This window comes from Nonomuraea turkmeniaca, from assembly GCF_005889735.1.
Lineage (GTDB): Bacteria > Actinomycetota > Actinomycetes > Streptosporangiales > Streptosporangiaceae > Nonomuraea > Nonomuraea turkmeniaca.
This window is the reverse complement of the sequence record NZ_VCKY01000068.1, coordinates 1-21,472: the sequence shown is the minus strand read 5'-3', so window position 1 is coordinate 21,472 and position 21,472 is coordinate 1. Positions and strand designations below refer to the sequence as shown.

Annotated in this window: 24 protein-coding genes; 9 read left to right on the top strand and 15 right to left on the bottom strand. The window is 69.6% G+C overall.

Annotated features, from left to right (window positions below):
* The first annotated feature begins 123 nt into the window (after nt 1–123).
* Nucleotides 124–780, top strand: a complete 657-nt coding sequence (locus ETD86_RS21110) for a Uma2 family endonuclease (RefSeq protein WP_138667874.1) — start codon at nt 124–126, stop codon at nt 778–780.
* A gap of 39 nt (nt 781–819) precedes the next feature.
* Here ETD86_RS21110 and ETD86_RS21105 read toward each other — a convergent pair whose 3' ends face one another.
* Both ETD86_RS21105 and guaB read right to left on the bottom strand, forming a co-directional pair.
* Entirely contained in the window at nt 820–1,941 is a 1,122-nt protein-coding gene (locus ETD86_RS21105) for a GuaB3 family IMP dehydrogenase-related protein (protein ID WP_211370204.1), read from the bottom strand.
* Between the two features lie 4 nt (nt 1,942–1,945).
* On the bottom strand, nt 1,946–3,427 hold the full coding sequence (gene guaB, locus ETD86_RS21100; protein WP_138667873.1) for an IMP dehydrogenase: 1,482 nt from the start codon (nt 3,425–3,427) through the stop codon (nt 1,946–1,948).
* 449 nt (nt 3,428–3,876) lie between these two features.
* Here guaB and ETD86_RS21095 point away from each other — a divergent pair, with 449 nt between their 5' ends.
* Both ETD86_RS21095 and ETD86_RS21090 read left to right on the top strand, forming a co-directional pair.
* Nucleotides 3,877–4,887 (top strand): helix-turn-helix transcriptional regulator, encoded by a 1,011-nt coding sequence (locus ETD86_RS21095; protein WP_138667872.1) that lies wholly within the window; start codon nt 3,877–3,879, stop codon nt 4,885–4,887.
* 39 nt (nt 4,888–4,926) lie between these two features.
* Nucleotides 4,927–5,304 (top strand): DUF5319 domain-containing protein, encoded by a 378-nt coding sequence (locus tag ETD86_RS21090; RefSeq protein WP_138667871.1) that lies wholly within the window; start codon nt 4,927–4,929, stop codon nt 5,302–5,304.
* 196 nt (nt 5,305–5,500) lie between these two features.
* On the opposite strand, the gene ETD86_RS21085 is transcribed toward ETD86_RS21090, so the two are convergent.
* Together ETD86_RS21085 and ETD86_RS21080 are read right to left on the bottom strand one after the other, a co-directional pair.
* A complete protein-coding gene (locus ETD86_RS21085) occupies nt 5,501–6,166 on the bottom strand; it encodes a sigma-70 family RNA polymerase sigma factor (RefSeq protein ID WP_246148050.1) in 666 nt (221 codons plus the stop codon).
* Between the two features lie 202 nt (nt 6,167–6,368).
* Complete coding sequence (locus ETD86_RS21080) at nt 6,369–7,076, bottom strand: GNAT family N-acetyltransferase (RefSeq protein WP_138667870.1); 708 nt, start codon at nt 7,074–7,076, stop codon at nt 6,369–6,371.
* Between the two features lie 107 nt (nt 7,077–7,183).
* On the opposite strand from ETD86_RS21080, the gene ETD86_RS21075 reads away from it, so the two are divergent.
* Nucleotides 7,184–7,636, top strand: a complete 453-nt coding sequence (locus ETD86_RS21075; RefSeq protein WP_138667869.1) for a hypothetical protein — start codon at nt 7,184–7,186, stop codon at nt 7,634–7,636.
* Here ETD86_RS21075 and ETD86_RS21070 read toward each other — a convergent pair.
* Together ETD86_RS21070 and ETD86_RS21065 are read right to left on the bottom strand one after the other, a co-directional pair.
* Nucleotides 7,603–8,196: a DUF7711 family protein gene (locus ETD86_RS21070; RefSeq protein ID WP_138667868.1), complete on the bottom strand. Its 594-nt coding sequence runs from the start codon at nt 8,194–8,196 to the stop codon at nt 7,603–7,605. The two genes, ETD86_RS21075 and ETD86_RS21070, sit on opposite strands and share 34 nt — an antisense overlap.
* A 54-nt stretch (nt 8,197–8,250) precedes the next feature.
* Entirely contained in the window at nt 8,251–8,628 is a 378-nt protein-coding gene (locus ETD86_RS21065) for a winged helix-turn-helix transcriptional regulator (protein ID WP_138667867.1), read from the bottom strand.
* A gap of 63 nt (nt 8,629–8,691) precedes the next feature.
* Between ETD86_RS21065 and ETD86_RS21060 the strand changes: the two genes are divergently transcribed.
* Both ETD86_RS21060 and ETD86_RS21055 read left to right on the top strand, forming a co-directional pair.
* Nucleotides 8,692–9,072 (top strand): YybH family protein, encoded by a 381-nt coding sequence (locus ETD86_RS21060; RefSeq protein ID WP_138667866.1) that lies wholly within the window; start codon nt 8,692–8,694, stop codon nt 9,070–9,072.
* A 45-nt stretch (nt 9,073–9,117) separates the two neighbouring features.
* Nucleotides 9,118–9,840, top strand: a complete 723-nt coding sequence (locus ETD86_RS21055) for an RNA polymerase sigma factor (RefSeq protein ID WP_211370203.1) — start codon at nt 9,118–9,120, stop codon at nt 9,838–9,840.
* A gap of 54 nt (nt 9,841–9,894) precedes the next feature.
* On the opposite strand, the gene groL is transcribed toward ETD86_RS21055, so the two are convergent.
* The 3 genes from groL to ETD86_RS21040 all read right to left on the bottom strand — a co-directional run bounded on the left by groL (nt 9,895) and on the right by ETD86_RS21040 (nt 12,938).
* On the bottom strand, nt 9,895–11,514 hold the full coding sequence (gene groL / locus ETD86_RS21050; RefSeq protein ID WP_138667865.1) for a chaperonin GroEL: 1,620 nt from the start codon (nt 11,512–11,514) through the stop codon (nt 9,895–9,897).
* 72 nt (nt 11,515–11,586) lie between these two features.
* Complete coding sequence (groES, locus tag ETD86_RS21045) at nt 11,587–11,898, bottom strand: co-chaperone GroES (RefSeq protein ID WP_043623565.1); 312 nt, start codon at nt 11,896–11,898, stop codon at nt 11,587–11,589.
* A 182-nt stretch (nt 11,899–12,080) separates the two neighbouring features.
* Nucleotides 12,081–12,938, bottom strand: a complete 858-nt coding sequence (locus ETD86_RS21040; RefSeq protein WP_138667864.1) for an NAD-dependent epimerase/dehydratase family protein — start codon at nt 12,936–12,938, stop codon at nt 12,081–12,083.
* Between the two features lie 89 nt (nt 12,939–13,027).
* On the opposite strand from ETD86_RS21040, the gene ETD86_RS21035 reads away from it, so the two are divergent.
* The 3 genes from ETD86_RS21035 (at nt 13,028) to ETD86_RS21025 (ending at nt 17,079) form a co-directional block, all read left to right on the top strand.
* Nucleotides 13,028–13,528: a MarR family winged helix-turn-helix transcriptional regulator gene (locus ETD86_RS21035; RefSeq protein ID WP_138667863.1), complete on the top strand. Its 501-nt coding sequence runs from the start codon at nt 13,028–13,030 to the stop codon at nt 13,526–13,528.
* 194 nt (nt 13,529–13,722) lie between these two features.
* The gene (locus ETD86_RS21030; protein WP_138667862.1) at nt 13,723–14,880 is read left to right on the top strand and encodes a class I SAM-dependent methyltransferase; all 1,158 of its coding nucleotides are present in this window, start codon (nt 13,723–13,725) and stop codon (nt 14,878–14,880) included.
* 258 nt (nt 14,881–15,138) lie between these two features.
* Nucleotides 15,139–17,079 carry a hypothetical protein gene (locus tag ETD86_RS21025; RefSeq protein ID WP_138667861.1) on the top strand — a complete coding sequence of 647 codons (1,941 nt, stop codon included), beginning with the start codon at nt 15,139–15,141 and terminating at the stop codon, nt 17,077–17,079.
* A 197-nt stretch (nt 17,080–17,276) separates the two neighbouring features.
* Here ETD86_RS21025 and tsaD read toward each other — a convergent pair whose 3' ends face one another.
* The 6 genes from tsaD to ETD86_RS55280 all read right to left on the bottom strand — a co-directional run.
* Nucleotides 17,277–18,308 carry a tRNA (adenosine(37)-N6)-threonylcarbamoyltransferase complex transferase subunit TsaD gene (gene tsaD / locus ETD86_RS21020; protein ID WP_138667860.1) on the bottom strand — a complete coding sequence of 344 codons (1,032 nt, stop codon included), beginning with the start codon at nt 18,306–18,308 and terminating at the stop codon, nt 17,277–17,279.
* Nucleotides 18,301–18,732, bottom strand: a complete 432-nt coding sequence (rimI, locus tag ETD86_RS21015; protein ID WP_138667859.1) for a ribosomal protein S18-alanine N-acetyltransferase — start codon at nt 18,730–18,732, stop codon at nt 18,301–18,303. Before rimI ends, tsaD begins: the two co-directional genes overlap by 8 nt.
* Nucleotides 18,733–18,743: 11 nt before the next feature.
* Nucleotides 18,744–19,403 (bottom strand): tRNA (adenosine(37)-N6)-threonylcarbamoyltransferase complex dimerization subunit type 1 TsaB, encoded by a 660-nt coding sequence (gene tsaB / locus ETD86_RS21010; RefSeq protein ID WP_138667858.1) that lies wholly within the window; start codon nt 19,401–19,403, stop codon nt 18,744–18,746.
* A gap of 45 nt (nt 19,404–19,448) precedes the next feature.
* Entirely contained in the window at nt 19,449–20,369 is a 921-nt protein-coding gene (locus tag ETD86_RS21005) for an aminoglycoside phosphotransferase family protein (RefSeq protein WP_138667857.1), read from the bottom strand.
* Nucleotides 20,366–20,902, bottom strand: a complete 537-nt coding sequence (locus ETD86_RS21000) for a class F sortase (RefSeq protein ID WP_246148049.1) — start codon at nt 20,900–20,902, stop codon at nt 20,366–20,368. Before ETD86_RS21000 ends, ETD86_RS21005 begins: the two co-directional genes overlap by 4 nt.
* A gap of 4 nt (nt 20,903–20,906) precedes the next feature.
* Nucleotides 20,907–21,472, bottom strand: a 566-nt coding sequence (locus tag ETD86_RS55280; RefSeq protein WP_211370202.1) for a hypothetical protein, incomplete at its 5' end; no start/stop codon positions are given.

Sequence of the window (21,472 nt, the reverse complement as noted above, 5' to 3'; positions counted from 1 at the left end):
CCCTAGGGGCCGCAGGGGGGCGCAGATATGGGATAAAAGCAACGCCTTGCAGTAATCCGAGTACAGTCAGTGAGGGGATCTCTACGATGATGGGAGCGGATCGTGAGAGAGGAGTCACAAAAAGTGACCATCGCTGTCATTACCCCGCATGAGGTCGTCCTGCCTAGCTCGCCCTATCAGATGTGGGTTGACGGTGAGCTCCACGACTATCTCCACATTCCACACGACGGCAGCCGAGTCGAAATCATCGATGGAGAGATCGTCGTGTCCCCCGGCCCCCGCCTAATGCACCAAGTCATCTGCTCGGAGATCACCGAGATCATCGGTCGCGCGCGTATGGACGCGTCCTACCGGTGGCGCAGCCTCGTCGGCAACGGGCTGAACTTCGTCGCCGAGGAGAACGCTTACATTCCGGACGTCACCATCCTGGACACCGAGGTCATGCAGGAGGCGTTGAGGCTGGGTCAGATGCACCTGATCACTGACCAAGCCGAAATGGTCGTCGAAGTGACGTCCCCCTCGACTGCAAAACGGGACCGACCCCCGACCGGCAAGCAGGCGGACAAGGGCAAGTGGTGTGGATACGCGCGAGCCGAGATCCCCTACTACCTGCTCATCGACCTCGACCCGGCCGTCTCAAGCGTCACCCTTTACTCGATCCCCGACCAGGCCTCAGTCGCCTACCTCCACAAAGAGACCTGGACCATCGGCGAGACGATCACCTTGCCGGACCCGATCGGGATCGAGATCCCCACGGACGCCTGGAAGCCCTGGGACTGAACTGCCTGGCCCACCCTCGGAAGCGCGGGCCGGCCAGAATTAACGCTGGGTCGGCGCCACCACGACCTCGACCCGCTGGAACTCCTTGATGTCGGAGTAACCGGTGGACGCCATGGTCCGCTTGAGCGCCCCCATCAGGTTCATCGAGCCGTCCGCCACGCTGGACGGCCCGTGCAGGATCTGCGCCAGCGTCCCCACCGTCCCGAACTCGACCCGCCGCCCCCTGGGCAGATCCGGGTGGTGCGCCTCCGACCCCCAGTGGAACCCGTGCCCCGGCGCCTCGGCGGCCCGTGCCAGCGGCGAGCCCACCATCACGGCGTCCGCCCCGCACGCGATCGCCTTCGCGATGTCCCCCGAGGTGCCCATGCCGCCGTCGGCGATCACGTGGACGTACCGTCCGCCGGACTCGTCCATGTAGTCGCGCCGCGCCGCGGCGACGTCCGAGATCGCGGTGGCCATCGGCACCGCCACTCCCAGCACGTTACGGGTGGTGTGCGAGGCGCCGCCGCCGAAGCCCACCAGCACCCCGGCCGCGCCGGTGCGCATCAGGTGCAGGGCGGCCGTGTACGTGGCGCAGCCGCCCACGACGACCGGCACGTCCAGCTCGTAGATGAACTGCTTGAGGTTGAGCGGCTCGGCCCGCCCCGACACGTGCTCGGCCGAGACCGTGGTGCCGCGGATCACGAAGATGTCCACGCCGGCGTCGATCACGGCCTTGTGGTATTGGACCGTGCGCTGCGGCGACAGGCGTACGGCCGTCGTCACCCCTGAGGCCCGGATCTCCTCGATGCGCCGCCCGATCAGCTCCTCCTTGATCGGCGCCGTGTAGATCTCCTGAAGCCGCTTGGTGGCCGCCGCCACGTCGAGCGCGGCGCACTCCTCCAGCAGCGGCAACGGGTCCTCGTACCGCGTCCAGAGCCCTTCGAGGTCGAGGGGGGCCAGGCCGCCGAGCCGCCCGATCTCGATCGCGGTGGCCGGCGACACGACGCTGTCCATGGGTGCGACGACCACGGGCAGCTCGAACCGGTAAGCGTCGATCTGCCAGGCGATCGAGACCTCCTCCGGGTCACGAGTGCGCCGCGAGGGCACCAGGCCGATCTCGTCAAGCGCGTACGCCCGCCGCCCGGTCTTCCCCCGGCCGATCTCCACCTGCTGAGTCATGAACTTACCTTCTGTGATAGTTCGGAGCTTCCACGGTCATCTGGATGTCGTGGGGGTGGCTCTCCGTGAGACCCGCCGCCGTGATCGGCATGAGCTCGCAGTCGGTGTGCATCTGCTCGATCGTGCGGCACCCGGCGTACCACATGCCCTGGCGCAGCCCGCCGACCAGCTGGTGCGCGACGGCCGCGACCGGGCCGCGGTAGGGCACCTGGCCCTCGATGCCCTCAGGGATGTACTTGTCCTCGCCGCCGACGTCGGCCTGCGCGTAGCGGTCCTTGCTGAAGGAGGCGCCGCCGCGCTCGCGGTTGCGTACGGCGCCCAGCGACCCCATGCCCCGGTACGACTTGAACTGCTTGCCGTTGATGAAGATCAGCTCACCGGGCGACTCCTCGCACCCGGCCAGCAGCGAGCCCAGCATGACCGTGTCCGCGCCGGCCGCGATGGCCTTGACGATGTCGCCCGAATACTGCAGGCCGCCGTCGCCGATGACCGGGATGCCCGCCGGCGCGCATGCCTTGGACGCCTCGTAGATGGCCGTCACCTGCGGCGCGCCCACGCCGGCCACCACGCGGGTGGTGCAGATGGAGCCGGGCCCGACGCCCACCTTGACCGCGTCCGCGCCCGCGTCGACCAGCATCTGCGCGCCCGCCCTGGTCGCGATGTTGCCGCCGATGACCTCGACCTTGCTGTTGGCCTTGAGCTTGCCGATCATGTCGGCCAGGCCCTTGGAGTGCCCGTGGGCCACGTCCACGACCACCACGTCCACCCCTGCCTCGATCAGGGCCTTGGCACGCTGCTCGGCGTCACCGCCGACGCCCACCGCCGCGCCCACGATCAGGCGGCCGTCAGCGTCCTTGGTGGACAGCGGATATTGCTCGCTCTTGGTGAAATCCTTGACCGTGATCAGGCCGCGCAGCCTGCCGTCGGCGTCGACCAGGGGCAGCTTCTCGATCTTGTTCTGCCTGAGCAGCGCGAACGCGTCGTCCCGCGACACCCCTACCGGGGCGGTGACGAGCGGCATCTTGCTCATGACCTCGCGTACGGGCCGCGACTGGTCGGTCTCGAAGCGCATGTCGCGATTTGTCACGATGCCTAGGAGCGTGCCCGACACGTCCGTCACGGGCACCCCGGAGATCCGGTACGTCGCGCACAACCGCTCCACGTCGGCCAGCGTGTCGTCCGGGCTGCACGTGACCGGATTGGTCACCATCCCGGCCTCGGACCGTTTGACCAGGTCGACCTGCTGCGCCTGCTCTTCGACCGCCAGGTTGCGATGGAGGATGCCGATGCCGCCCTGCCTGGCCATGGCGACCGCCATGCGCGCCTCGGTGACGGTGTCCATGGCCGCCGAGACCAGCGGGATGGACAGCGAGATGCCGCGCGACAGGCGGGATCTGGTGTCGGCTTCCCCCGGCTGCAGGTCTGAATAGGCCGGCACCAGCAGCACGTCGTCGAAGGTCAGTCCCGTTTCTGTGAACTTGGACATGCTGCGGCCCCCTCTGCCGTTGCTTTGATTGGACCAAGTCTAGGGCCTACGTCCAAACGCGCGTTTACGGCCTCACCCCCTGAGGCTGGCACGTTGCGTGATGCCGGGAGGACGATGACCCCCACGGTCCGTCGTACTCCCGGCATCAAAAGTGCCGGGGGATGGGACGGTCGGTGATCCGTCCCATCCCCCGGCCACCGGCATCCGCGTGGTGGCGCGACGCACCACCGAACCCCCCTCCGCGTTCTGATGAGCGGCGCGACCACTGTGCTTCAGGATGCCGACGCTAAGTAAATCCTGCGTTACTCAACGGCACATCGCAAGGTGAAAACGTGCAATTGCACGAAGTTGCATCGCAGGGGTGGCGAGTCGGCGCAAGGAGCGGACACGACGGGAATGCGGGGTTATTCTCGCGACACGCCCGTGAACCCCCAACGGAGCCGCCCACAATGCGCAACGAGTCCCGCATCGGGTCAGACCCCTTCGAGACGCTGGGCCTCGATCCAGCCCAGCGTGCGCTCTACACGGCCATTCTGCGGCTGCACCGAGCGACGCGTACGGATCTCGCACAGGCCATGGACGGGCCGGTGGAGAAGGTAGGGCGCCAGCTCGACGCCCTCGTCAAGCTGGGCGTGGTCGACGAACAATCGGGGGAGTACCTGGCCAGGCACCCTGCCGCCGCGCTCGGCCGGGTGATCGCCGAGCGGCTGGACCGGCTGGCCGAGGAGAGCCGGATGATCGACTCCGCGCTCGGCTCGATCCGCACCTTGATCCGCGATTACGACGCCGGCCGGGACTACCAGAGCGGCCCCTTCACCGTGGAAATGGCGAGCGGCGCGGACGTGCTGTACGAAAGCGTGGTGGGCATCGCCGTCCAGTCACCGGGGATGGAATTGCTGACTGCCATTCCAGATGAGCGGACTATGACTGACTTTGTCCGTAAATTTGCGGACCCTTGGATAGATGCGCAGAAACGAAAACTTCTCACGGTTCGCGCGGTCATCCCGGTAACGACTCTCACGCTGCCCGGCGTTCGCGACCAGCTGACCGAGCTCGCCGAGTCCGGTGGCAGGGTACGCACGCTGCGCCACGTGCCGAGCTGGTTCATGACCGCCGGGCCGGAGGTCGCGGGCCTGCCCGCGTTCTGGGGCGGCAACCTGCCCGACCACGCGTACAACTTCTATCTCGTCCGCACCCCGATCATGGTCGGCGTGCTCCGCACGCTCTTCGACGAGCTGTGGGCCCGAGCCGTGCCCCTGCCCTGGGGCCGCAGGGGCGGCGGGATGGTGCAGGTCCTGCGCCTGGCTGCGCAGGGCATGTGCGACGAGTCGATCGCCCGCCAGCTGGGAGTGTCGGTCAGAACGGTACGCGCCAGGTTCGCCGACGCCATGGCCGAGCTGGGCACTCAGTCGCGTTTCCACGCAGGCGTGGAGGCCACCCGGCGCGGATGGCTGAGCTAATACTCTCCGCTTGGGCCGCATCGGTCATATGGTGGGAAGGTGCTGGAAGACGTCCCCCGCGACCCGTTCGCGGACGACCCGAACGACCCTTCCTCGGCGATGGGCGCGCTCGACGACGCGGAGCCACTCACCGCACAAGAGCGTGACGAGGCCATCACCGACCTCGCCGACGTCGAGGTGTTCTGCTCCTTGCTCGAACCACAGGGAGTGCTGGGTCTCGTACTCGACTGCCCGGAATGCGGCGAGCAGCACTTCTTCGACTGGGAGCTGCTGCGCGGCAACCTACGACAAATGATCGAGAAGGGCCAGCCTCAGGTCCACGAGCCGGCCTTCCATCCCGACCCGGCCGACTACGTCACCTGGGAGTACGCCAGAGGCTACGTCGATGGCGTCATCGACACGGAAGAACGCCGCTGACCGACGTCATCGCGCCCGGATGAGCCCACACCGAACAGAGAGGAGTGCCGGAGACCACCATCGAGAACGTCGTCCACAAGAGCGGCCAGCACGCACACGGCCGGATCTCCCTGGTGGATCGAGCTCCGATGGACCCCTCGGGGATCCTCACCACGACCGAGCGCATCCAACAGCGCGTCGGTCTCCTCCTCTGGCGTCAAGCCGACTCCAGCTCCGCCATCTGCCGCAACCTGGCAAGTGCCCGATGCTGGGCAACGCGGACCGCACCTGGTGACATGCCGAGTACATTACCGGTCTCCTCCGCCGACAGCCCTGAGACCACTCGCAGGAGCAACAATTCCCGCTGGTTCTCGGGCAGCCTGGCCAGCAGCCGGCGCGCGTGCTCGACCTCGATGTAGCGGACCACGGTCTCCTCGGGCCCCGGCCCGTCGTCCGGGCCGTCAGGCAGATCCTGCGTCGGTACGGCCGACCGCACCGAACTGCGCAGCGCATCGGCCACCTTGTGCGAGGCGATCCCGAAGACGAAGGACGCGAAAGGCCGCCCCATGTCCCGGTATCGCGGCAGCGCGGACAACACCGCGATGCACACCTCCTGGGCAACGTCGTCGGCAATGTGATATTGCCCCGTAACCCTGCCCAGCCTGGCGCGGCAATACCGCACCACCATCGGACGCAACTCACCGAGCAGAGATTCGATCGCACTGCGATCCCCCTGCACGGCGAGGCTCGTCAGTTCCCTAAGGTCGGAGCCATCCGTCCGTTCCGGAAGTCTCGACGCGAGCCTTACCCCAATTTTGGCGTCGGCGACGCTTCCCTCGCTCACGATAGGCATGATGCCCGCGTTGATCCGGCCTGTCGTCATGGCGAACGGCTACGGATTGGTCACATTGAAGCGTCGATAACGAACAGTAATCAACCGACCACACTATGCCTTATTACGCGACATAATATTTCACCAGACAACCGAAATGCGCGACAATTGTCAGACTGCTGACGCTTATCACCCAGACCCGGTTTACTCCAATAATCCACCTTTTCCCCCACTTCTCCCCATGTCCGGATGATCAGCTCGTGAGCAGGATGCTGAGCTGCGAGCCGGACTCCCGGAACCCGAGCGCTCGAGCGACGCGTCGCGACACCTCAGGACGCGCCCTCCACTGCGGCAACAAGCCGCCCGCCAACGCATCCGCGACCGCCGCGGAGGCCGCCTCGCGCGCCAGGCCGCGGCCGCGGTGCCCCGGAGCGGTCAGTACGCACACGTGCGCCGCCATACCGAGCCATGACCGGTAGCCGGCGGCGGCAACCACGTCCCGCCCCGCACGGACGACGAAAGCCGGCGAGGTGATCCCCTCCAGGCCGCTCTCATCCGCGTCCGCCTTCTCCACCGCCGCCATCAGCGCACGAACGTCATGGTGGTCCACAGGCACCCTCTCTACCTCCGCATGGGCGGGCACGAAGTCCTCGGCGTCCAGGTACGCCAGCGTGGCCGGGCCCAGGACCTCCACGGCGGACAGCCGGGACGGCAACGATCCGAGATCGATATCGGCCTCCCGCACCTGGCGGACCAGCGTGCCGCGCAACGGCTCGATCAGGCCGGCGTCGGGAACGGTCGCCAGGACCGCCCCGTCCAGCGCGACGACTCCCGCCCACCCCGGCGGGCACAACGACGACTCGGGCGCGACCACGACATTCACCCCACCACGCAGGGGGAACGTGGCAGGGACCCGGGCCAGGCCGGCCCACAACCGGCGCGCTTGCTCCACAGACGACATCCGCCCATGATCCCCGCCGGCGCGGGCTCGCCACCAGCCCGCGTGCCGCGCCGTGCGGCGGGAATCAACACAAGGGACTCGGCGCTCGACGGGAGGCGCGGATCGTCATGCATTGGCACGCCTACCAGTGGACGGGTGCCGGCGCCGATCGCGACAACGAGGCCGAGCGGCGGCCGGATTCGCCCGACTTCCGGGCGTCCACCCTGCCGCCGATGCGGACGGGCGATTGGCTGGCCAAGCCCGCCTCCCGGATCGCGGCCGGCTTCGACGACGTCGAGGCGGCCGTCGGCTGGCTCGCGGCCGCGTACGGCGAGATCCGCGACACGCTCCTCACGCCCGACCCCATCCCCTTGGAGGACCGGCTGGCCGCCGCCAGGGACCTGCTGCCGCGCGGTGTGGACGTGCAGTGGGGGGAATGGCTGCAGGGCGGCCGGTTCGCCACCATCGGCATGATCTGCTGCCCGAACCGGCACGTGGCCCACCCGTGCCCGATCCGGCGGAGCGCCGGGGTGGCAGGCGTACCAGATCATTCAGCGCGGGCGTCGAGCAGCTCCAGGTAGCCCTGAACCGCCTCCCACAGGTGGTGCTCGGGATACCGGCCGATCCCCCGGTGCTCCCGCCGCCACTGCCGCTCCCAGTACTGGCGATGCACGGCACGCAGGTGCTCGAGAGCCGCCTCGAGCTCGCCGGCGACCTGCGTCCGCTCCTCCTCGGCGTCGGCCGTCACCCGCCGCAGCCGATCGAAACGACGCTCGCCCAACGCGTCCAGCACACCCTTGTCGGGCCCGTTCAGCGACCAGAACCGGACCGGTCCCCGGATGGCGTGGTTCCACACCGGATCCCTGAAGGACCGCCAGTAGGAGGCGATGCCGCCCTGGTCCAGTCGCAGGAAGTCGACCAGCCACGCGGTGCCGGGCGGTTGCGACCCCCAGCTCACCTCCTCCGGCGGCAGGTTCAGGACGAAGACGGCCTCGATGTGATCAATGGGGTCGGCGCCCTCCAGGAGATCACCGAAGACATACGCCGCACGCAGGAAGGGCTCCGCCGCCGGCACGCGCCTGGTCTGGTCACACGCCTCGGCCAGCATCCGCAACCGCTGCACCGCCCGCTCGTACCGCATACTCGGCCGCCTCCTCACGTGTGGCTCGCGACCAGCGTACGGACAGCCTCGGGGTCAGGACGGCCGGGCGCCCCAGTCCCAGAGGGCCTGGAGGACGGGGCCGAGGCGGCGGCCGTGCGGGGTCAGGCCGTAGTGGGTGCGGGACGGCCAGCCGGGCTCGCGGCGCCGGTCCACGACGCCGGCTTCGGCGAGTTGTGCCAGCCGATCGGACAGGACCTTGTCCGACAGCGCGGGCAGCGCCTGGCGGAGCTCGGTGAAGGTGCGACCGCCCTGCAGGAGCTCGCGGATCACCAAGGTCGTCCAACGGCCGCGCAGGGCCGCGAGGGTGATCTCCACCGGACAGGACGGCGTGGGCACGGTGACGGCCGCACGCGGGTCGTCGGGCAGGCCCGGGCTGGTCGTGTGACGGTGACCAACCGTTTGGTGAGTCACGAAGGTGCCTCCTAGCGTTGCCACGTCCCCCTACTTTTACCTGCTGGAAGGGTGTGCGTTGCGATGTGGGAGCTCGCGGAGCGGCCGGAGGACGTGCCGATGGTGTTCGCGGAGAGGTTCAACAGCGGCGATCCGGCGGCGGTGGCCGAGGTGTACGAGAGCGGAGCCGTGTTCGTGCCCGAGCCGGGCACCGCGCTGAACGGGTCGGAGGCGCAGGCCGCCAATGCGGCATTCGTTGCCCTGGGAGCGCCGATCGACGTCCGGCTCCGGCACGTCTACGCCACGGGAGACGTCGCGCTGCTGATCGTGGACTGGGTCATCGAGGGTGCTGACCGCGACGGGCAGCCGGTACACGTCGAGGGCACCGCCACCGACGTCGCCCGCCGCGGGGAGGACGGGCGCTGGCGGTATGTCATCGACAATCCCTTCGGAGTACGCGGATGAGGGGTGTCGAATTCGCGCCCGCCGTTCGACATAGGGATGTAGGGCATGGCGGCGGCGTTGCCTGACCGGCTGCGCGGGGTGCTCGGTGTGATCCATCTGCTGTTCACCACCGGGTACACCGCGCCGTCGGGCGCGTCGCTGATGCGTACGGACCTGATGGATCAGGCGTTGCACCTCGCCCGCATGCTGCGCGAGCTGATGCCCGACGAGCGGGAGGTGTGGGGACTGCTCGCCCTGCTGCTGGTCACCGACGCCCGGCGGGCCACCAGGGTCGACGCCCGCGGCCGGTTGCTCCGGCTGGAGGAGCAGGATCGGTCGCGATGGGACCGGGCGGCGATCGCCGAGGCGCACGACCTGATCGTGAACGGCCTGCGCGGCGGGCTCCCGGGCCGCTACGTGCTGCAGGCCGCGATCGCGTCCCTGTACGCCGAGGCGCCGGCCTACGACCGGACGGACTGGCCGCAGATCGTGACCCTGTACGACGCGTTGCTGGAGGTGTGGCCGTCCCCGGTGGTGGCGCTGAACCGCACGGTGGCCCTGGCCCGCGTCACCGGCCCGGCGCAGGCGCTGGCGGAGGTCGAGGAGCTGGAGACGGACTCCCGGCTCGCGGGCTACCAATACCTGCCGGCGATCAAGGCGGACCTGCTGCGGCGGCTCGGCCGCACCGAGGAGGCGTCGGCCGCGTACCGGAAGGCACTGGAGCTCACCACGAACGAGGCCGAACGAGAGTTCCTGACGTCACGTCTCGAGGACCTCGGCCCGCACTAGAACGCCGTACGGCCCGCACCCCAGGGGTGCGGGCCGTACGGACGAAGGAACTGGTCAGTGGCCGTGGCCGTGACCGTGACCCTGGCCTGCGGCCTGGGCCTCCTCCTCGGGCTTGTCCACCACGAGCACCTCGGTGGTGAGCAGCATGCCCGCGATCGAGGCCGCGTTCTGCACGGCCGACCGCGTGACCTTCACCGGGTCGATGACGCCCTGGTCGATGAGGTTGCCGTATTCGCCGGTCGCGGCGTTGAGGCCGTGACCGGGCTCGAGCTCGGCGACCTTGTGGGTGACCACGTAGCCCTCGAGACCGGCGTTCTCGGCGATCCAGCGGGCCGGCTCGACCAGCGCACGCCGGACCACGCCGACGCCCGTGGCCTCGTCGCCCGACAGGCCGAGGTCGCCGAGCTCCTTGGAGACGTGGATCAGCGCGGAGCCACCGCCGGAGACGATGCCCTCCTCGATCGCGGCGCGCGTCGCGGAGATCGCGTCCTCGAGACGGTGCTTCTTCTCCTTGAGCTCGACCTCGGTGGCGGCGCCGACACGCAGCACGCACACACCGCCGGCCAGCTTGGCCAGGCGCTCCTGCAGCTTCTCGCGGTCCCAGTCGGAGTCGGACTGCTCGATGGCGAGCCTGATCTCCTTGACGCGGTCCTCGATGGCCGCCGCGTCACCGGCACCGTCGACGATCGTGGTGTTGTCCTTGGTGACCACGATGCGGCGGGCCTGGCCGAGCACCTCGAGGCCGACGTGCTCCAGCTTGAGGCCGATCTCCTCGCTGACGACCTGGCCGCCGGTGAGGATGGCCATGTCCTGCAGCATCGCCTTGCGGCGGTCGCCGAAGCCCGGGGCCTTGACGGCCACGGAGGTGAACGTGCCGCGGATCTTGTTGGTGACCAGGACGGCCAGGGCCTCGCCCTCGACGTCCTCGGCGACCACGAGCAGCGGCTTCTTCGTCTGGGCGATCTTCTCCAGCAGCGGCAGGAAGTCCGCGATGGAGGAGATCTTGCTCTGGGTGAGCAGGATGTAGGCGTCCTCCAGGACGGACTCCATCCGCTCGGGGTCGGTCACCATGTAGGCCGACAGGTAACCCTTGTCGAACTGCATGCCCTCGGTGAACTCGAGCTCCATGCCCATGGCGTTGGACTCTTCGACGGTGAGGACACCGTCCTTGCCCACCTTGTCGAACGCCTCGGCGATCAGGTCGCCGATCTGCGCGTCCTGCGCGGAGATCGTGGCGACGTTCGCGATCTCCTTCTTGTCCTCGACCGGGCGGGCGCTGGCGAGCAGCTTGTCGCTGATCTCCTTGGCGGCCTTGTCGATGCCGCGCTTGAGCGACAGCGGCGAGGCGCCGGCGGCGACGTTGCGCAGGCCCTCGCGGACCATCGCCTGGGCCAGGACGGTCGCGGTGGTGGTGCCGTCACCCGCGATGTCGTTGGTCTTGGTCGCCACTTCCTTGGCGAGCTGGGCGCCGAGGTTCTCGTAGCGCTCCTCCAGCTCGATCTCACGAGCGATGGTCACACCGTCGTTCGTGATCGTCGGCGCACCGAACTTCTTGTCGATGACGACGTTGCGGCCACGCGGGCCGAGGGTTACCTTCACGGCGTCCGCGAGGGCGTTGACGCCGCGCTCAAGCGCGCGGCGGGCATCCTCGTCGAACTCCAGGATCTTCGCCATTGCTGAAAGTCCTCTCCTAGCGTCGAAAGCCCCGGTCGCCCTGAAGAGCGCCCGGGGCTCGACACATCCGGCTTACTTCTCGATGATCGCGAGAACGTCGCGGGCGGAGAGCACGAGGTACTCCTCGCCGCCGTACTTGACCTCGGTGCCGCCGTACTTGCTGTAGAGGACGATGTCGCCCTCCGAGACGTCGAGCGGAATCCGCTTGTCGCCGTCCTCATCCCAGTTGCCGGGGCCCACCGCGAGGACCTTGCCCTCTTGCGGCTTCTCCTTGGCGGTGTCCGGGATGACCAGGCCGGAAGCGGTCGTCTGCTCAGCCTCAAGCGGCTGAACCACGATGCGGTCGCCGAGCGGCTTAACGGGAACCTTAGTGGCGGTCGTCACGATCGGACCTCCCCTTCAGATTTGAATGATCAGAAGAGGCGACCAGCTGGGCCTGCCGTCGCGGGTGTCAGACCTGCCTCGTCGCACATTGGCACTCTCAAGGGGAGAGTGCCAACAGGAAACATATGCAAGAGGGGCTTGACAGTCAACACGAACGCGTCTGCTCAGAGCGATAAGGCCCGCTATTCGGCGTACGAACCCTCCGCGAGGTCGGCGACGACGCCGGGACGGACCGGAGTCCAGCCGAGGGCCTCGCGGGTGCGAGCGGCGCTGACCCGCTGACTGATCGACAGCGCGTGCGCGAATCCCTCCCCGAGCAGGCCCGCGGCCTCTTCGAGCGGCCACGGCTCGGCCGTCTCCTTGACGCCGGCCGACCTGGCCGCCGCCTCGGCCACGGTGGCCACGGACACGGCCTCCTCGCTGACCGCGTGGTAGATGGCCGCCCCGCCCTTCTCGACCGCCGTCACGATCAGCTCGCCCAGATCGTCCACGTGCACGAACGTCCACGTCGGCGTCTCGCCGCCGGCGGAGACGTAAACGCCGGTCCCGCGCTGGGCGGCTTGGCCTCGCAGGAGTGCCGGGATGCCGGCGCCGCGCCCGTACACGATGCCGGGCCGCACCACGGAGCCGCCGCCGTCAAGCACCAGCCGTTCCACCTCGGGCCGGTACGCCACCAGCGGAATCGGGTTCGCCGGGCTGTCCTCGTCCGCGCCGTCGGTCTCGCCGAGCACCCAGACGCCGCTCACGTAGACGACCTTCTTGCCCGACCCGGCCAGGGCAGCGATGGTCGCCAGGTCGGTGCCCTGCTCGCCGGTCAGCTGGCCCGCGTGCACGATCGCGTCGATGTCGGCGGTGATCGCGGCCTGCAGGGTCGAGGCGTCCGCGAGGTCCCCGTAGCGCTCCTCGACCGCGGCCGGCACCCGTCTGCCCCCGCCGGCCGCCGGGCGTACGAACGCGATCACCTCATGCCCCCGTTCGACCAGGCGCTCCACCACGGCCGTCCCGATGTAACCCGTCGCTCCGGCAACCAGAACCTTCATTGTCCCACCTCAAAAATTTTGACATTGAACATTTCCATGTAGAACATAGTGCACGACGTCAAACATTTCAATGTCGTACGATTACTGACATGGACGACGCGGTCGACACGATGCTCGGGCAGTGGGCGTGCACCCGGCCCGACGTCGACGTGTCCCCCCTGGGCGTGATCGGTCGGGTGTCGCGGGCGTCGCGGCTGCTGGAGCGCGGGGTCAAGGAGTTCCTGGGCGAGCACGGGCTTGAGGCGTGGGAGTTCGACATGCTCACCACGCTCCTGAGGAGCGGCGACGACGCCACCATGTGCATGAAGGACTTGTCCGCGGCCGCCATGATCAGCCCGGGCGCGCTGACCAACCGGATGGACCGCCTGGTCGAGCGCGGACTGGTGGACCGCCGACCGGCCCCGGGGAACCGGCGGATGACGCTGGTCACGCTGACGGACGAAGGGCGACGGCTGGCCAACGACCTGCTGGAGCGGCACACGGCCCACGAGGACCGCCTGCTGTCCGGCCTGTCCGCCACCGACCGCGACGCCCTGGCCGGTCTCCTGCGCAAGCTCCTCCTCTCGATGGGCGACACCGCACCCCTGTGACGCGCCCGGGGAAACCCGCTCCTGTGCGGGACACTCCCTCAGCGAGCGCCCCGACGAACGTCCGGACCGCACCGACATGGCAACAAAGCGCACCGGCTGCGACGGCCACCGTCCATGACAGCGGGCGCACCGGCGTGGTGGTTGGCGTGGGCAGTGGCTCGGTGGGGCTCGTGGGGGCGATAACGTCCTGTGACGTGGACCTTGACGCGTTCAACGAGCTTCTGACACCGCGCGGGCAACGGGCGCTCGCCGAGGCCGGGGAGCTCGCCGGCGCGGACCCGGTCGCCGCCGCCACGAAGCTGCGCAAAACGTATGACGCCCCGCTCACCTCGGCCGCCCTGACGCAGGCAGGCCTGCGGATACGCGCCAAGGCCAAGTTCGGCGACGACGCCCCGATGATGTACTTCACCCCCCACGGCCTGGAGCAGTCCACGCGCAGGGAGGTGGCCGAGCACCGCGCCCGCCGCCTGGCCGGAGCCGCGGTGGTGGACGCCTGCTGCGGCATCGGCGGCGACCTCCTGGCACTCGCCCGCGCCGGCTGCACGGTCACGGCCGTGGACGTCGACCCCCTGACCGTCGCCGTGGCCAGGGCCAACGCCGAGGCGCTCGGGCTGGCCGGCCTGGTGACGGTGACCGTGGGGGAGGCGGCCGCCGTTCGTCCGGAGGACTACGACGTGCTGTTCGCCGATCCGGCACGACGGACGGGCCGGGGAAGGACGTTCGACCCCCTGGCTTACTCGCCCCCCTGGCCCGTGGTGCTCGGCCTCGTCGCCAGGGCCGAGCGGGCCTGTCTCAAGGTCGCACCGGGGATCCCGTACGAGTTCATCCCGGCGGAGGCGGAGGCCGAGTGGGTCTCGTACAAGGGCGAGGTCAAGGAGGCCGCTCTCTGGACCGGTGGCCGGCCGACCCGCCGCGCCACGCTGCTGCCCGGCGGCCACACCATGACCGCCACCGACGTCAAGGCCGCGGTCGGCGCGATGGGCCGCTACATCTACGAGCCCGACGGCGCCGCGATCCGGGCGCACCTCGTGGGCGAGGTGGCCGAGCTGGTCGGCGGCCGCCTGCTCGACCCGCTGGTCGCGTACATCGCGGCCGACGAGCCGGTGGACACCCCGTGGGCCGCGAGATACGAAGTCGATGAAATCATGCCGTTCTCGCTAAAAAAGCTGCGTGCAGCACTCCGCGAGCGGCAAATCGGAAATGTCACCATCAAAAAGCGCGCCTCCGCCCTCGACATCGAACGCCTCCGCACAGATTTGCGACTCAGTGGGGAAAAGTCAGCGGTAATCATCTTGACGCGGATCATGGCGCGGCCATATGCCCTCATTTGCGACACCTCCCCACCTGCCTGAACAGGGAATCCGGTCATTCTTCCGTTAACCGCGATCTTTCCATTCGGCCCTGACGGACCTTGATCGAAAGGCTAAGGTGGGCGGGCGGGAGTTCTCCCCCTGATGCGGTTACCCGCGTTCTCGCTCTTTCATCTGCAAACCGGACCTACCCCACCGCTGCGCGGCAGACCGTCGGCGACGCGAAGGAGCCTTTCGGTGGACAATTCCAATCACACCACCCTTCTTCAGGCAGGAGGCCATTCCCCCATTTCCGAGAGGATGCGCGACCTGCTCCAGCGCGCCGCCCAAGACCATGTGTACGAGCAGCGCACGCAGGGCGCAGTGCTCGACGAGATCCGCCAGCGCCTCGAAGGCATGGAGTGGCTGCTGCGCGAAGTACGCGAGCGCGAGCTGGGCGGTCTGAGCGGCACCCTGGAGTCGGTCAACGGACGGCTGGAGGACATCGCCGCCAAACCGCCGATGTGGGCGGAGGGTCTGGCTCAGCACGTGGAGGCGGTACGCGACCACGTCGACGCGGTCGGCGAGCGGGTGGGCCACATGGACGCCCGCGTCGGCCCGATCACGGAGCTGCCGAACCTCTGGGCCGACCTGGGCACCGTGGGGGAAAACGTCGACGAAGCGCTCCAACGCCTGCAGTCCGTGCTCGACACCACCGATGGCATCACCAAGGGCATGTCCGATTTCGCCACCATGCTGGCCGGCCTCAACTCCAGCATGGAGGCCGCCGCCAGCCGCTTCACCAGGCTCGACAAGTCGGTGGCCGAGCTGGCCACCCGTACCGACCGCGTGGAGTCCGCGGTCGGCGACCTCGCAGAGGACGTCACCGGCCGGCTGGCCGCCGTGACCGAACAGGTGGCCGGCAAGGTCGACGCGGTCGAGCAGCGCCTGACGACACGCCTGGAGGAGACCGGCGAGCACCTGACCGTCCGGCTGGGCGAAACGGACCAGCGGCTCAGCACCCGGCTCGACGAGACCGACCAGAGCCTCACCATCAGGCTCGACGACACCCACCACCGCCTCACCGCCAAACTGGACGAGACCGACCAGCGCCTCACCGCCAAGCTCGACGAGACCGACCAGCGGCTCACCGCCAAGCTCGACGAGACCGACCAGCGGCTCACGGCCCGCATGGAGGAGAGCGACCGGCACGTGTCCGCCCGGCTCGAGGAGACGGACCAGTTGCTGGCCGACCGGCTCGACGCGGCGGACGAGCGGCTCGCCGTGCGCCTCAAGGAGGCCGACGCGCAGCTCCACGACCGCCTGGCCGACGTCGAGCTGCGCGTCACCACCCGCCTGGACGAGGCCGACCAGCACCTGGCCGTGCAACTCGGCGAGAGCGAGCAGCGCCTGACGGCCAGGCTCGACGGCGTGGACTCCAGGCTCGACCGGGTCGAGGGAAGGCTGCTCGGGCTCGACACCAGGCTCACCGGGTTCGACGGCCGGTTGGAGTCCACCGACGAGTGCCTGGCCGACATCGACACCAGGCTCGACGGGCTCGATGGCAAGATGGGCGGCGTCGACAAGCGGCTCTCGGGCATGGACGGCCGGCTCGGCGCCGTGGACAAGCGGCTGGGCACCATGGACGGCCACCTGGGCAGGCACCACGACCGTTTCGACGCGCTCGACGTACGCATGGACACGCGCTTCACCGCGCTCGACGAGCGCGTGGCCGCCACCGACCAGCGCCTGGGCGAGACCGCCATCCGCAACGAGGGCCGCTTCAACCGGCTCGACAGCCAGATGGACGCCATCGACGAGCGACTGGTCGAGGCCGAGGAGCACCTGAGCGGCCGGTTCGACGCCATCGACGGCCATCTCGGTGGGCTCGACACCCGCTTCAACGGGCTCGACACCCACATGAACGGCCTGGCCACCCGCGCCGAGCAGGCCGGCGCTCACCTGGAGGCGGTGGACGACCGCATCGAGGCCGTCAACGACAGCGTGGACCGGCTGCCCGCGGCTCTGGGCATCTCGGAGCTCCAGTCGCAGGCCGGCGAGCAGGCCGCGCGCCTGGCCGCGGCCGCCGACACGCTGACCGACCTGGTCCGGTCCCGTCCCGACCGCGACGAGCTGGCCCAGACCGTCACCGGCATCGTCGAGCCCGCGGCCACCGATCTCACCAAGCGCCTCAGCGCCCTGGAGGAGACGATGCTGGCCCTGGCCGAGGCGCTGCTGCGGCCCAGCCGGTCCAAGGACTGAGCGGCGGGAGGTCGCGCCCGCAGCCGGCCTCCCACACGCCCGGCCCTCCCACACGCCCGGCGCGCCCGCACGGGCCACGCCCCACGGGTCCGGTGCGGCGTGCCGGGTGAGGGCGCGTGGGGAGAGGGCGCGTCAGTGGAGGCGTGCCGGGTGAGGGCTGGCCGGGTGAGGACGGGCCGGGTGAGGGCGGGCAGGCGTCAGACGTGGACCGTGGTGATCGGCAGGGAGGAGTCGGCGGGGATCTCCAGGCTCGAGGGCGTGATGCCGGCCGCGACCAGGTCGGAGCCCAGCGCGGCGACCATGGCCCCGTTGTCGGTGCACAGCCCGGGACGAGGCACCCGCAGCCGCACCCCGGCCGCGTCGCACCGCTCCTGGGCCAACGCGCGCAGCCGCGAGTTCGCCGCCACGCCGCCGCCGATCAACAGATCGGCCACGTCGTACTTCCGGCACGCCTGCAACGCCTTGCGGGTCAGCACGTCGACCACGGCCTCCTGGAAGGAGGCGGCCACGTCGGGCACGTGGATGGACTCGCCCGCCGCCTCGCGGGCCTCGATCCAGCGGGCCACCGCCGTCTTGAGCCCGGAGAAGGAGAAGTCGAGCGTGCCGTCGTCGATCTTCCCTCGTGGGAACACGATGGCCGTGCCGGAGCCGTCGCGGGCGGCCCGGTCGATGTGCGGGCCGCCGGGGAACGGCAACCCCAGCACCCGCGCCACCTTGTCGAAGGCCTCCCCCGCCGCATCGTCCACCGTGGACCCGAGCGAGATCACGTCCGCGGCCACGTCGGGCACGAGCAGCAGCGACGAGTGCCCGCCGGAGACCAGCATGGCGAGGCACGGCTTGGGCAGCGGCCCGTGCTCCAACTGGTCGACGGCCACGTGCGCGGCCAGGTGGTTGACGCCGTAGAGCGGGACGCCGAGCCCGAGCGCGTACGACTTGGCCGCCGCGACCCCGACCAGCAGCGCGCCCGCGAGGCCAGGTCCTGCGGTGACGGCGATGGCGTCGATGTCGGAGAACTTCAGCCCGGCCTCGGCCAGCGCGGCCTCCACGGTCGGCGTCATGGCCTCCAGGTGGGCGCGGGAGGCGACCTCGGGCACCACGCCGCCGAACCGAGCGTGCTCTTCCATGCTGGAGGCGATCGTGTTGGCCAGCAGCGTGTGGCCTCTGACGATGCCGATGCCGGTCTCGTCGCAGGACGTCTCGATGCCCAGGACCAGTGGTTCGTCAGCCATCAAGCTTCCTTCTCATCATGATCGCGTCGGTGCCGTCGTCGTAGTAGCGGTGGCGGGTGCCGATCTCCTCGAACCCGAAATGCCGGTAAACGGCCTGCGCGCGCGGGTTGTCGGCGCGTACCTCGAGGAAGATCTCCCGCGCTCCCCTGCGGCCCGCCTCGGCCAGCAGCTCGGTCAGCATCGCGCTGCCGATGCCGGTCCCCCGGTGTTTCTCCAGCACCGCGATCGTCTGCACGTCTGCCTGGTCGGCCGCGGCGGCGAGCCCGGCGTAGGCCACGATCTCGTCGTCGACCAGCGCCACCACGTAGTGGCGGGAGCGCGGCATGTCGGCCAGCTCGCCGCGCATCATGCCCTCGCTCCACGCGTCGAGCGGGAACGTGGCCTGCTCGATCGCCATGACCGCCGGCAGATCGGCCTCGGTCATCGGCCTGAGCCTCACGCCGTCACCCTCTTGGGCGCCCCCGGCGCCACGGCGTCGGGCCGGCGCAGGTAGATCGGGCGAGGCGGGTCGAGCGGGGTGCCGCCCGCGAGCCGTTCGGCCGCGAGCGAGGCCAGAGCGCCGGCGTAGGGGTACGGCGGAACGTCGCCCGGTCCAGAACTGCTCGGTCCGAAAATATCGCGATAAAGGTCCGCTCCGGCTCCCACGACCGGCAGCCCCTCCACCGGCACCTCCGAGGGCCGATCCACGAAGGGCCCGTCGAGCCTGGTGCGCAGGTCCGCATAACGCGCCCAGAACACCTCTTTGCGCCGCGCGTCGGTGGCCACCAGGAACGACTCGGAGAGCCCGCTGCCGTAGGCGACCGCGTCGAGCGTGCAGATGCCGTACGCGGGCACGCCCAGCGTCGTGGCGAGCCCCTGAGCGGTCATCAGCCCGACACGCAGCCCGGTGTAGGGGCCGGGACCGCTGCCCGCCACAATGGCCGTCACGTCGCGCAGCGCGGCGCCCGCCTCGCTCAGCACCCGCTCGATGGTGGGCACGAGCAGCTCACCATGGCGCCGGGCGTCGATCGTCGTGGATTCGGCGAGCACCCGCTCGCCGTCGTGGAGCGCGGCGGTGACAGCAGGCGTCGCGGTATCAAAGGCCAGGACCAGCACGACTGATTAGCCTACCCGCAGGGCGGCTCTCACCCGGCCGTATCCTCACGACCAGCCGGTACGCCGCCGCAACCAGTCGAGCGCGACCACACCGTGGGCGCGCTGGAACTCCCTGACCGTGGGAATCCCCGGCGGGTCCGGCTGCCGGGACTGCCGCACGAAAAACCCGGTGAGCGCGGCGAGGACCGCCGTGACAGCCGGATCGGGGTCGGTGAACAGTTCGTGAGGCGGCGGCCCGCCCTGCATGCCGACCGAGATCAGCAGGCCCATCCCATCGAACCAGGACGGCCCCAGGCACGCCCACGGCCAGTCCACGATGTAGATCCGGTCGCCGGTGAGCAGGATGTTGTCGGCCCGCAGGTCGGCGTGGACCAGACTGTCACCCGCGGCGCCCCGCACCCATGCGGACTCCAGCTCCGCCAGCTCGCCGAGGTGGCGCAGCGCCCACGGGTCGAGCCCAGCGGTGTCCTCTTTCGTCAGCTTGCGCCAGCCGTCGAACTTCGCCCCGAACACCTCCTCGATCCGCGGCGCGTCGATCGGCGAGGGGGTGAGCGCCGCCGACATGTTCTCGACGGCTTTCAGCACCCGGTCGAGCTGATCACGCCGCCACGGCAGCTCCGGATGGGCGCCCTCGACGTCCTCGAAGACCAGCACCACCCAGCCTGCCAACTCCAACCCGGTCAGCAAGCGGGGCGCGGGCACCGATTCGGGGAGCGCGGCGGCGATCTTGAGCTCGGACCGGTAGATCCCGGGGGTGTCGGGGTTCGGCTCGGGGCCGACGGCCTTGACGAAGGCGCGCTTGCCTCCTTCGGTACGCAACCGCACCGCGGCCGCCGGCGAGAACCCGCCTGGTTGGGTGCTCGCCTCGATCACACGCCCGCCGAGGAACTCTTCGACGGCCGCGCGTACCTCCGGATGCACCTCGTGCCAGGGCACACGCGTGCCGGACGCGGGCGGATGGCTCATACCTCGGAAGCGTAAACGATGATGTTGTCCAGGTATTCGCCCGTGGCGTAGTCGAACTTGCCGCCGCAGGTCACCAGCTTGAGCCCGTCCTCGACGTACACGCGCCTGGTCGGGAAGCTGTCCTTGTGCACCTGCTCGATCGAGTCGACCTTGTACGTCACGGTCTTGCCGTCGCTACGCTCGACCTTCACGGTCTCACCCTTGCGTAACTGCCTGAGCTTGTAGAACACGGCCGGCGCCGTCTTGGTGTCCACGTGGCCGATGATCACCGAGGCGCCCTTCTCACCGGGCACCGCGCTGCCTTTATACCACCCGGCCATCTTGGGCTTCTCGTACGGCGGCAGCTGGACCTCGCCGTTCTTCTCCAGGCCGAGCTTCATCAGCGGCGCCTCGACGTCGATGGAGGGGATGTCGATGCTCTCGGGCACGACGTTCGCGACAGGCGTGGTGGTCTGCTGCATGCCCTTGCCGAACGCGAACAGCAGCAGGCCCGTCACGGCTCCCGCGAGCACCACCCGTCCTGGGCGGGCCATCGTGTTACGCCCGGTTGCGACGCTTGACCGCGAAGCCGATGCCGGCGGCCAGCGCCAGGCCGATCAGCGCGCCCGCGGGACCGAGCGGGATCGAGGACTCGTCGCCGGCGTCCTGCGCGTACGTGCCGCCGCCGCCGGCCCTGGGCGCCCTGGTCGGCACGTTGGTCGGCAGCGCCTCGCCCGAGACGACCCGGAGCCGGGCCGTGCCCATGTCGTTGGTGCCGTCGCACTTGACGTTGACGGTGTACGTGCCGCGCCTGATCGTCCCTCCGACCTGGGCCGAGCCGCGTACCCATGGCGAGCCGTTGGCGGCGTTGGTCGGCGTGGGCGAGCTCGAGCCCGAGGGGACCTGGTTGAGCGAGGCACCGCTGACGAACGCCCGGGACGTGGCGGTGCCGGTGTGCGCGGGACCGCCACTCGGGACGGGGCAGTTGGCCAGGATCCACACCGTGGAGGTCTGGCCGGCCGTGACGCGGTCGGGGTTGAGCTGGACCTGGATGGTGGGCCGGGTGATGGTCGGCCGCGGGCTCGCCGTCGTGGGGGTGGCCGTGGGGGTGGCTGTAGGGGTGC

Coding starts and splice junctions, on each gene's coding strand:
- groL (WP_138667865.1), bottom strand. CDS start 11,514: ATGGCGAAGATCCTGGAGTTCGACGAGGATGCCCGCCGCGCGCTTGAG.
- ETD86_RS21035 (WP_138667863.1), top strand. CDS start 13,028: ATGGACGACGCGGTCGACACGATGCTCGGGCAGTGGGCGTGCACCCGG.
- ETD86_RS21070 (WP_138667868.1), bottom strand. CDS start 8,196: ATGCGGTACGAGCGGGCGGTGCAGCGGTTGCGGATGCTGGCCGAGGCG.
- ETD86_RS21005 (WP_138667857.1), bottom strand. CDS start 20,369: ATGAGCCATCCGCCCGCGTCCGGCACGCGTGTGCCCTGGCACGAGGTG.
- ETD86_RS21040 (WP_138667864.1), bottom strand. CDS start 12,938: ATGAAGGTTCTGGTTGCCGGAGCGACGGGTTACATCGGGACGGCCGTG.
- ETD86_RS21085 (WP_246148050.1), bottom strand. CDS start 6,166: ATGACGACAGGCCGGATCAACGCGGGCATCATGCCTATCGTGAGCGAG.
- guaB (WP_138667873.1), bottom strand. CDS start 3,427: ATGTCCAAGTTCACAGAAACGGGACTGACCTTCGACGACGTGCTGCTG.
- tsaD (WP_138667860.1), bottom strand. CDS start 18,308: ATGGCTGACGAACCACTGGTCCTGGGCATCGAGACGTCCTGCGACGAG.
- ETD86_RS21025 (WP_138667861.1), top strand. CDS start 15,139: ATGCGCGACCTGCTCCAGCGCGCCGCCCAAGACCATGTGTACGAGCAG.
- ETD86_RS21105 (WP_211370204.1), bottom strand. CDS start 1,941: ATGACTCAGCAGGTGGAGATCGGCCGGGGGAAGACCGGGCGGCGGGCG.
- rimI (WP_138667859.1), bottom strand. CDS start 18,732: ATGACCGAGGCCGATCTGCCGGCGGTCATGGCGATCGAGCAGGCCACG.
- ETD86_RS21080 (WP_138667870.1), bottom strand. CDS start 7,076: ATGTCGTCTGTGGAGCAAGCGCGCCGGTTGTGGGCCGGCCTGGCCCGG.
- ETD86_RS21000 (WP_246148049.1), bottom strand. CDS start 20,902: ATGGCCCGCCCAGGACGGGTGGTGCTCGCGGGAGCCGTGACGGGCCTG.
- ETD86_RS21095 (WP_138667872.1), top strand. CDS start 3,877: ATGCGCAACGAGTCCCGCATCGGGTCAGACCCCTTCGAGACGCTGGGC.
- ETD86_RS21060 (WP_138667866.1), top strand. CDS start 8,692: ATGTGGGAGCTCGCGGAGCGGCCGGAGGACGTGCCGATGGTGTTCGCG.
- ETD86_RS21075 (WP_138667869.1), top strand. CDS start 7,184: ATGCATTGGCACGCCTACCAGTGGACGGGTGCCGGCGCCGATCGCGAC.
- ETD86_RS21055 (WP_211370203.1), top strand. CDS start 9,118: ATGGCGGCGGCGTTGCCTGACCGGCTGCGCGGGGTGCTCGGTGTGATC.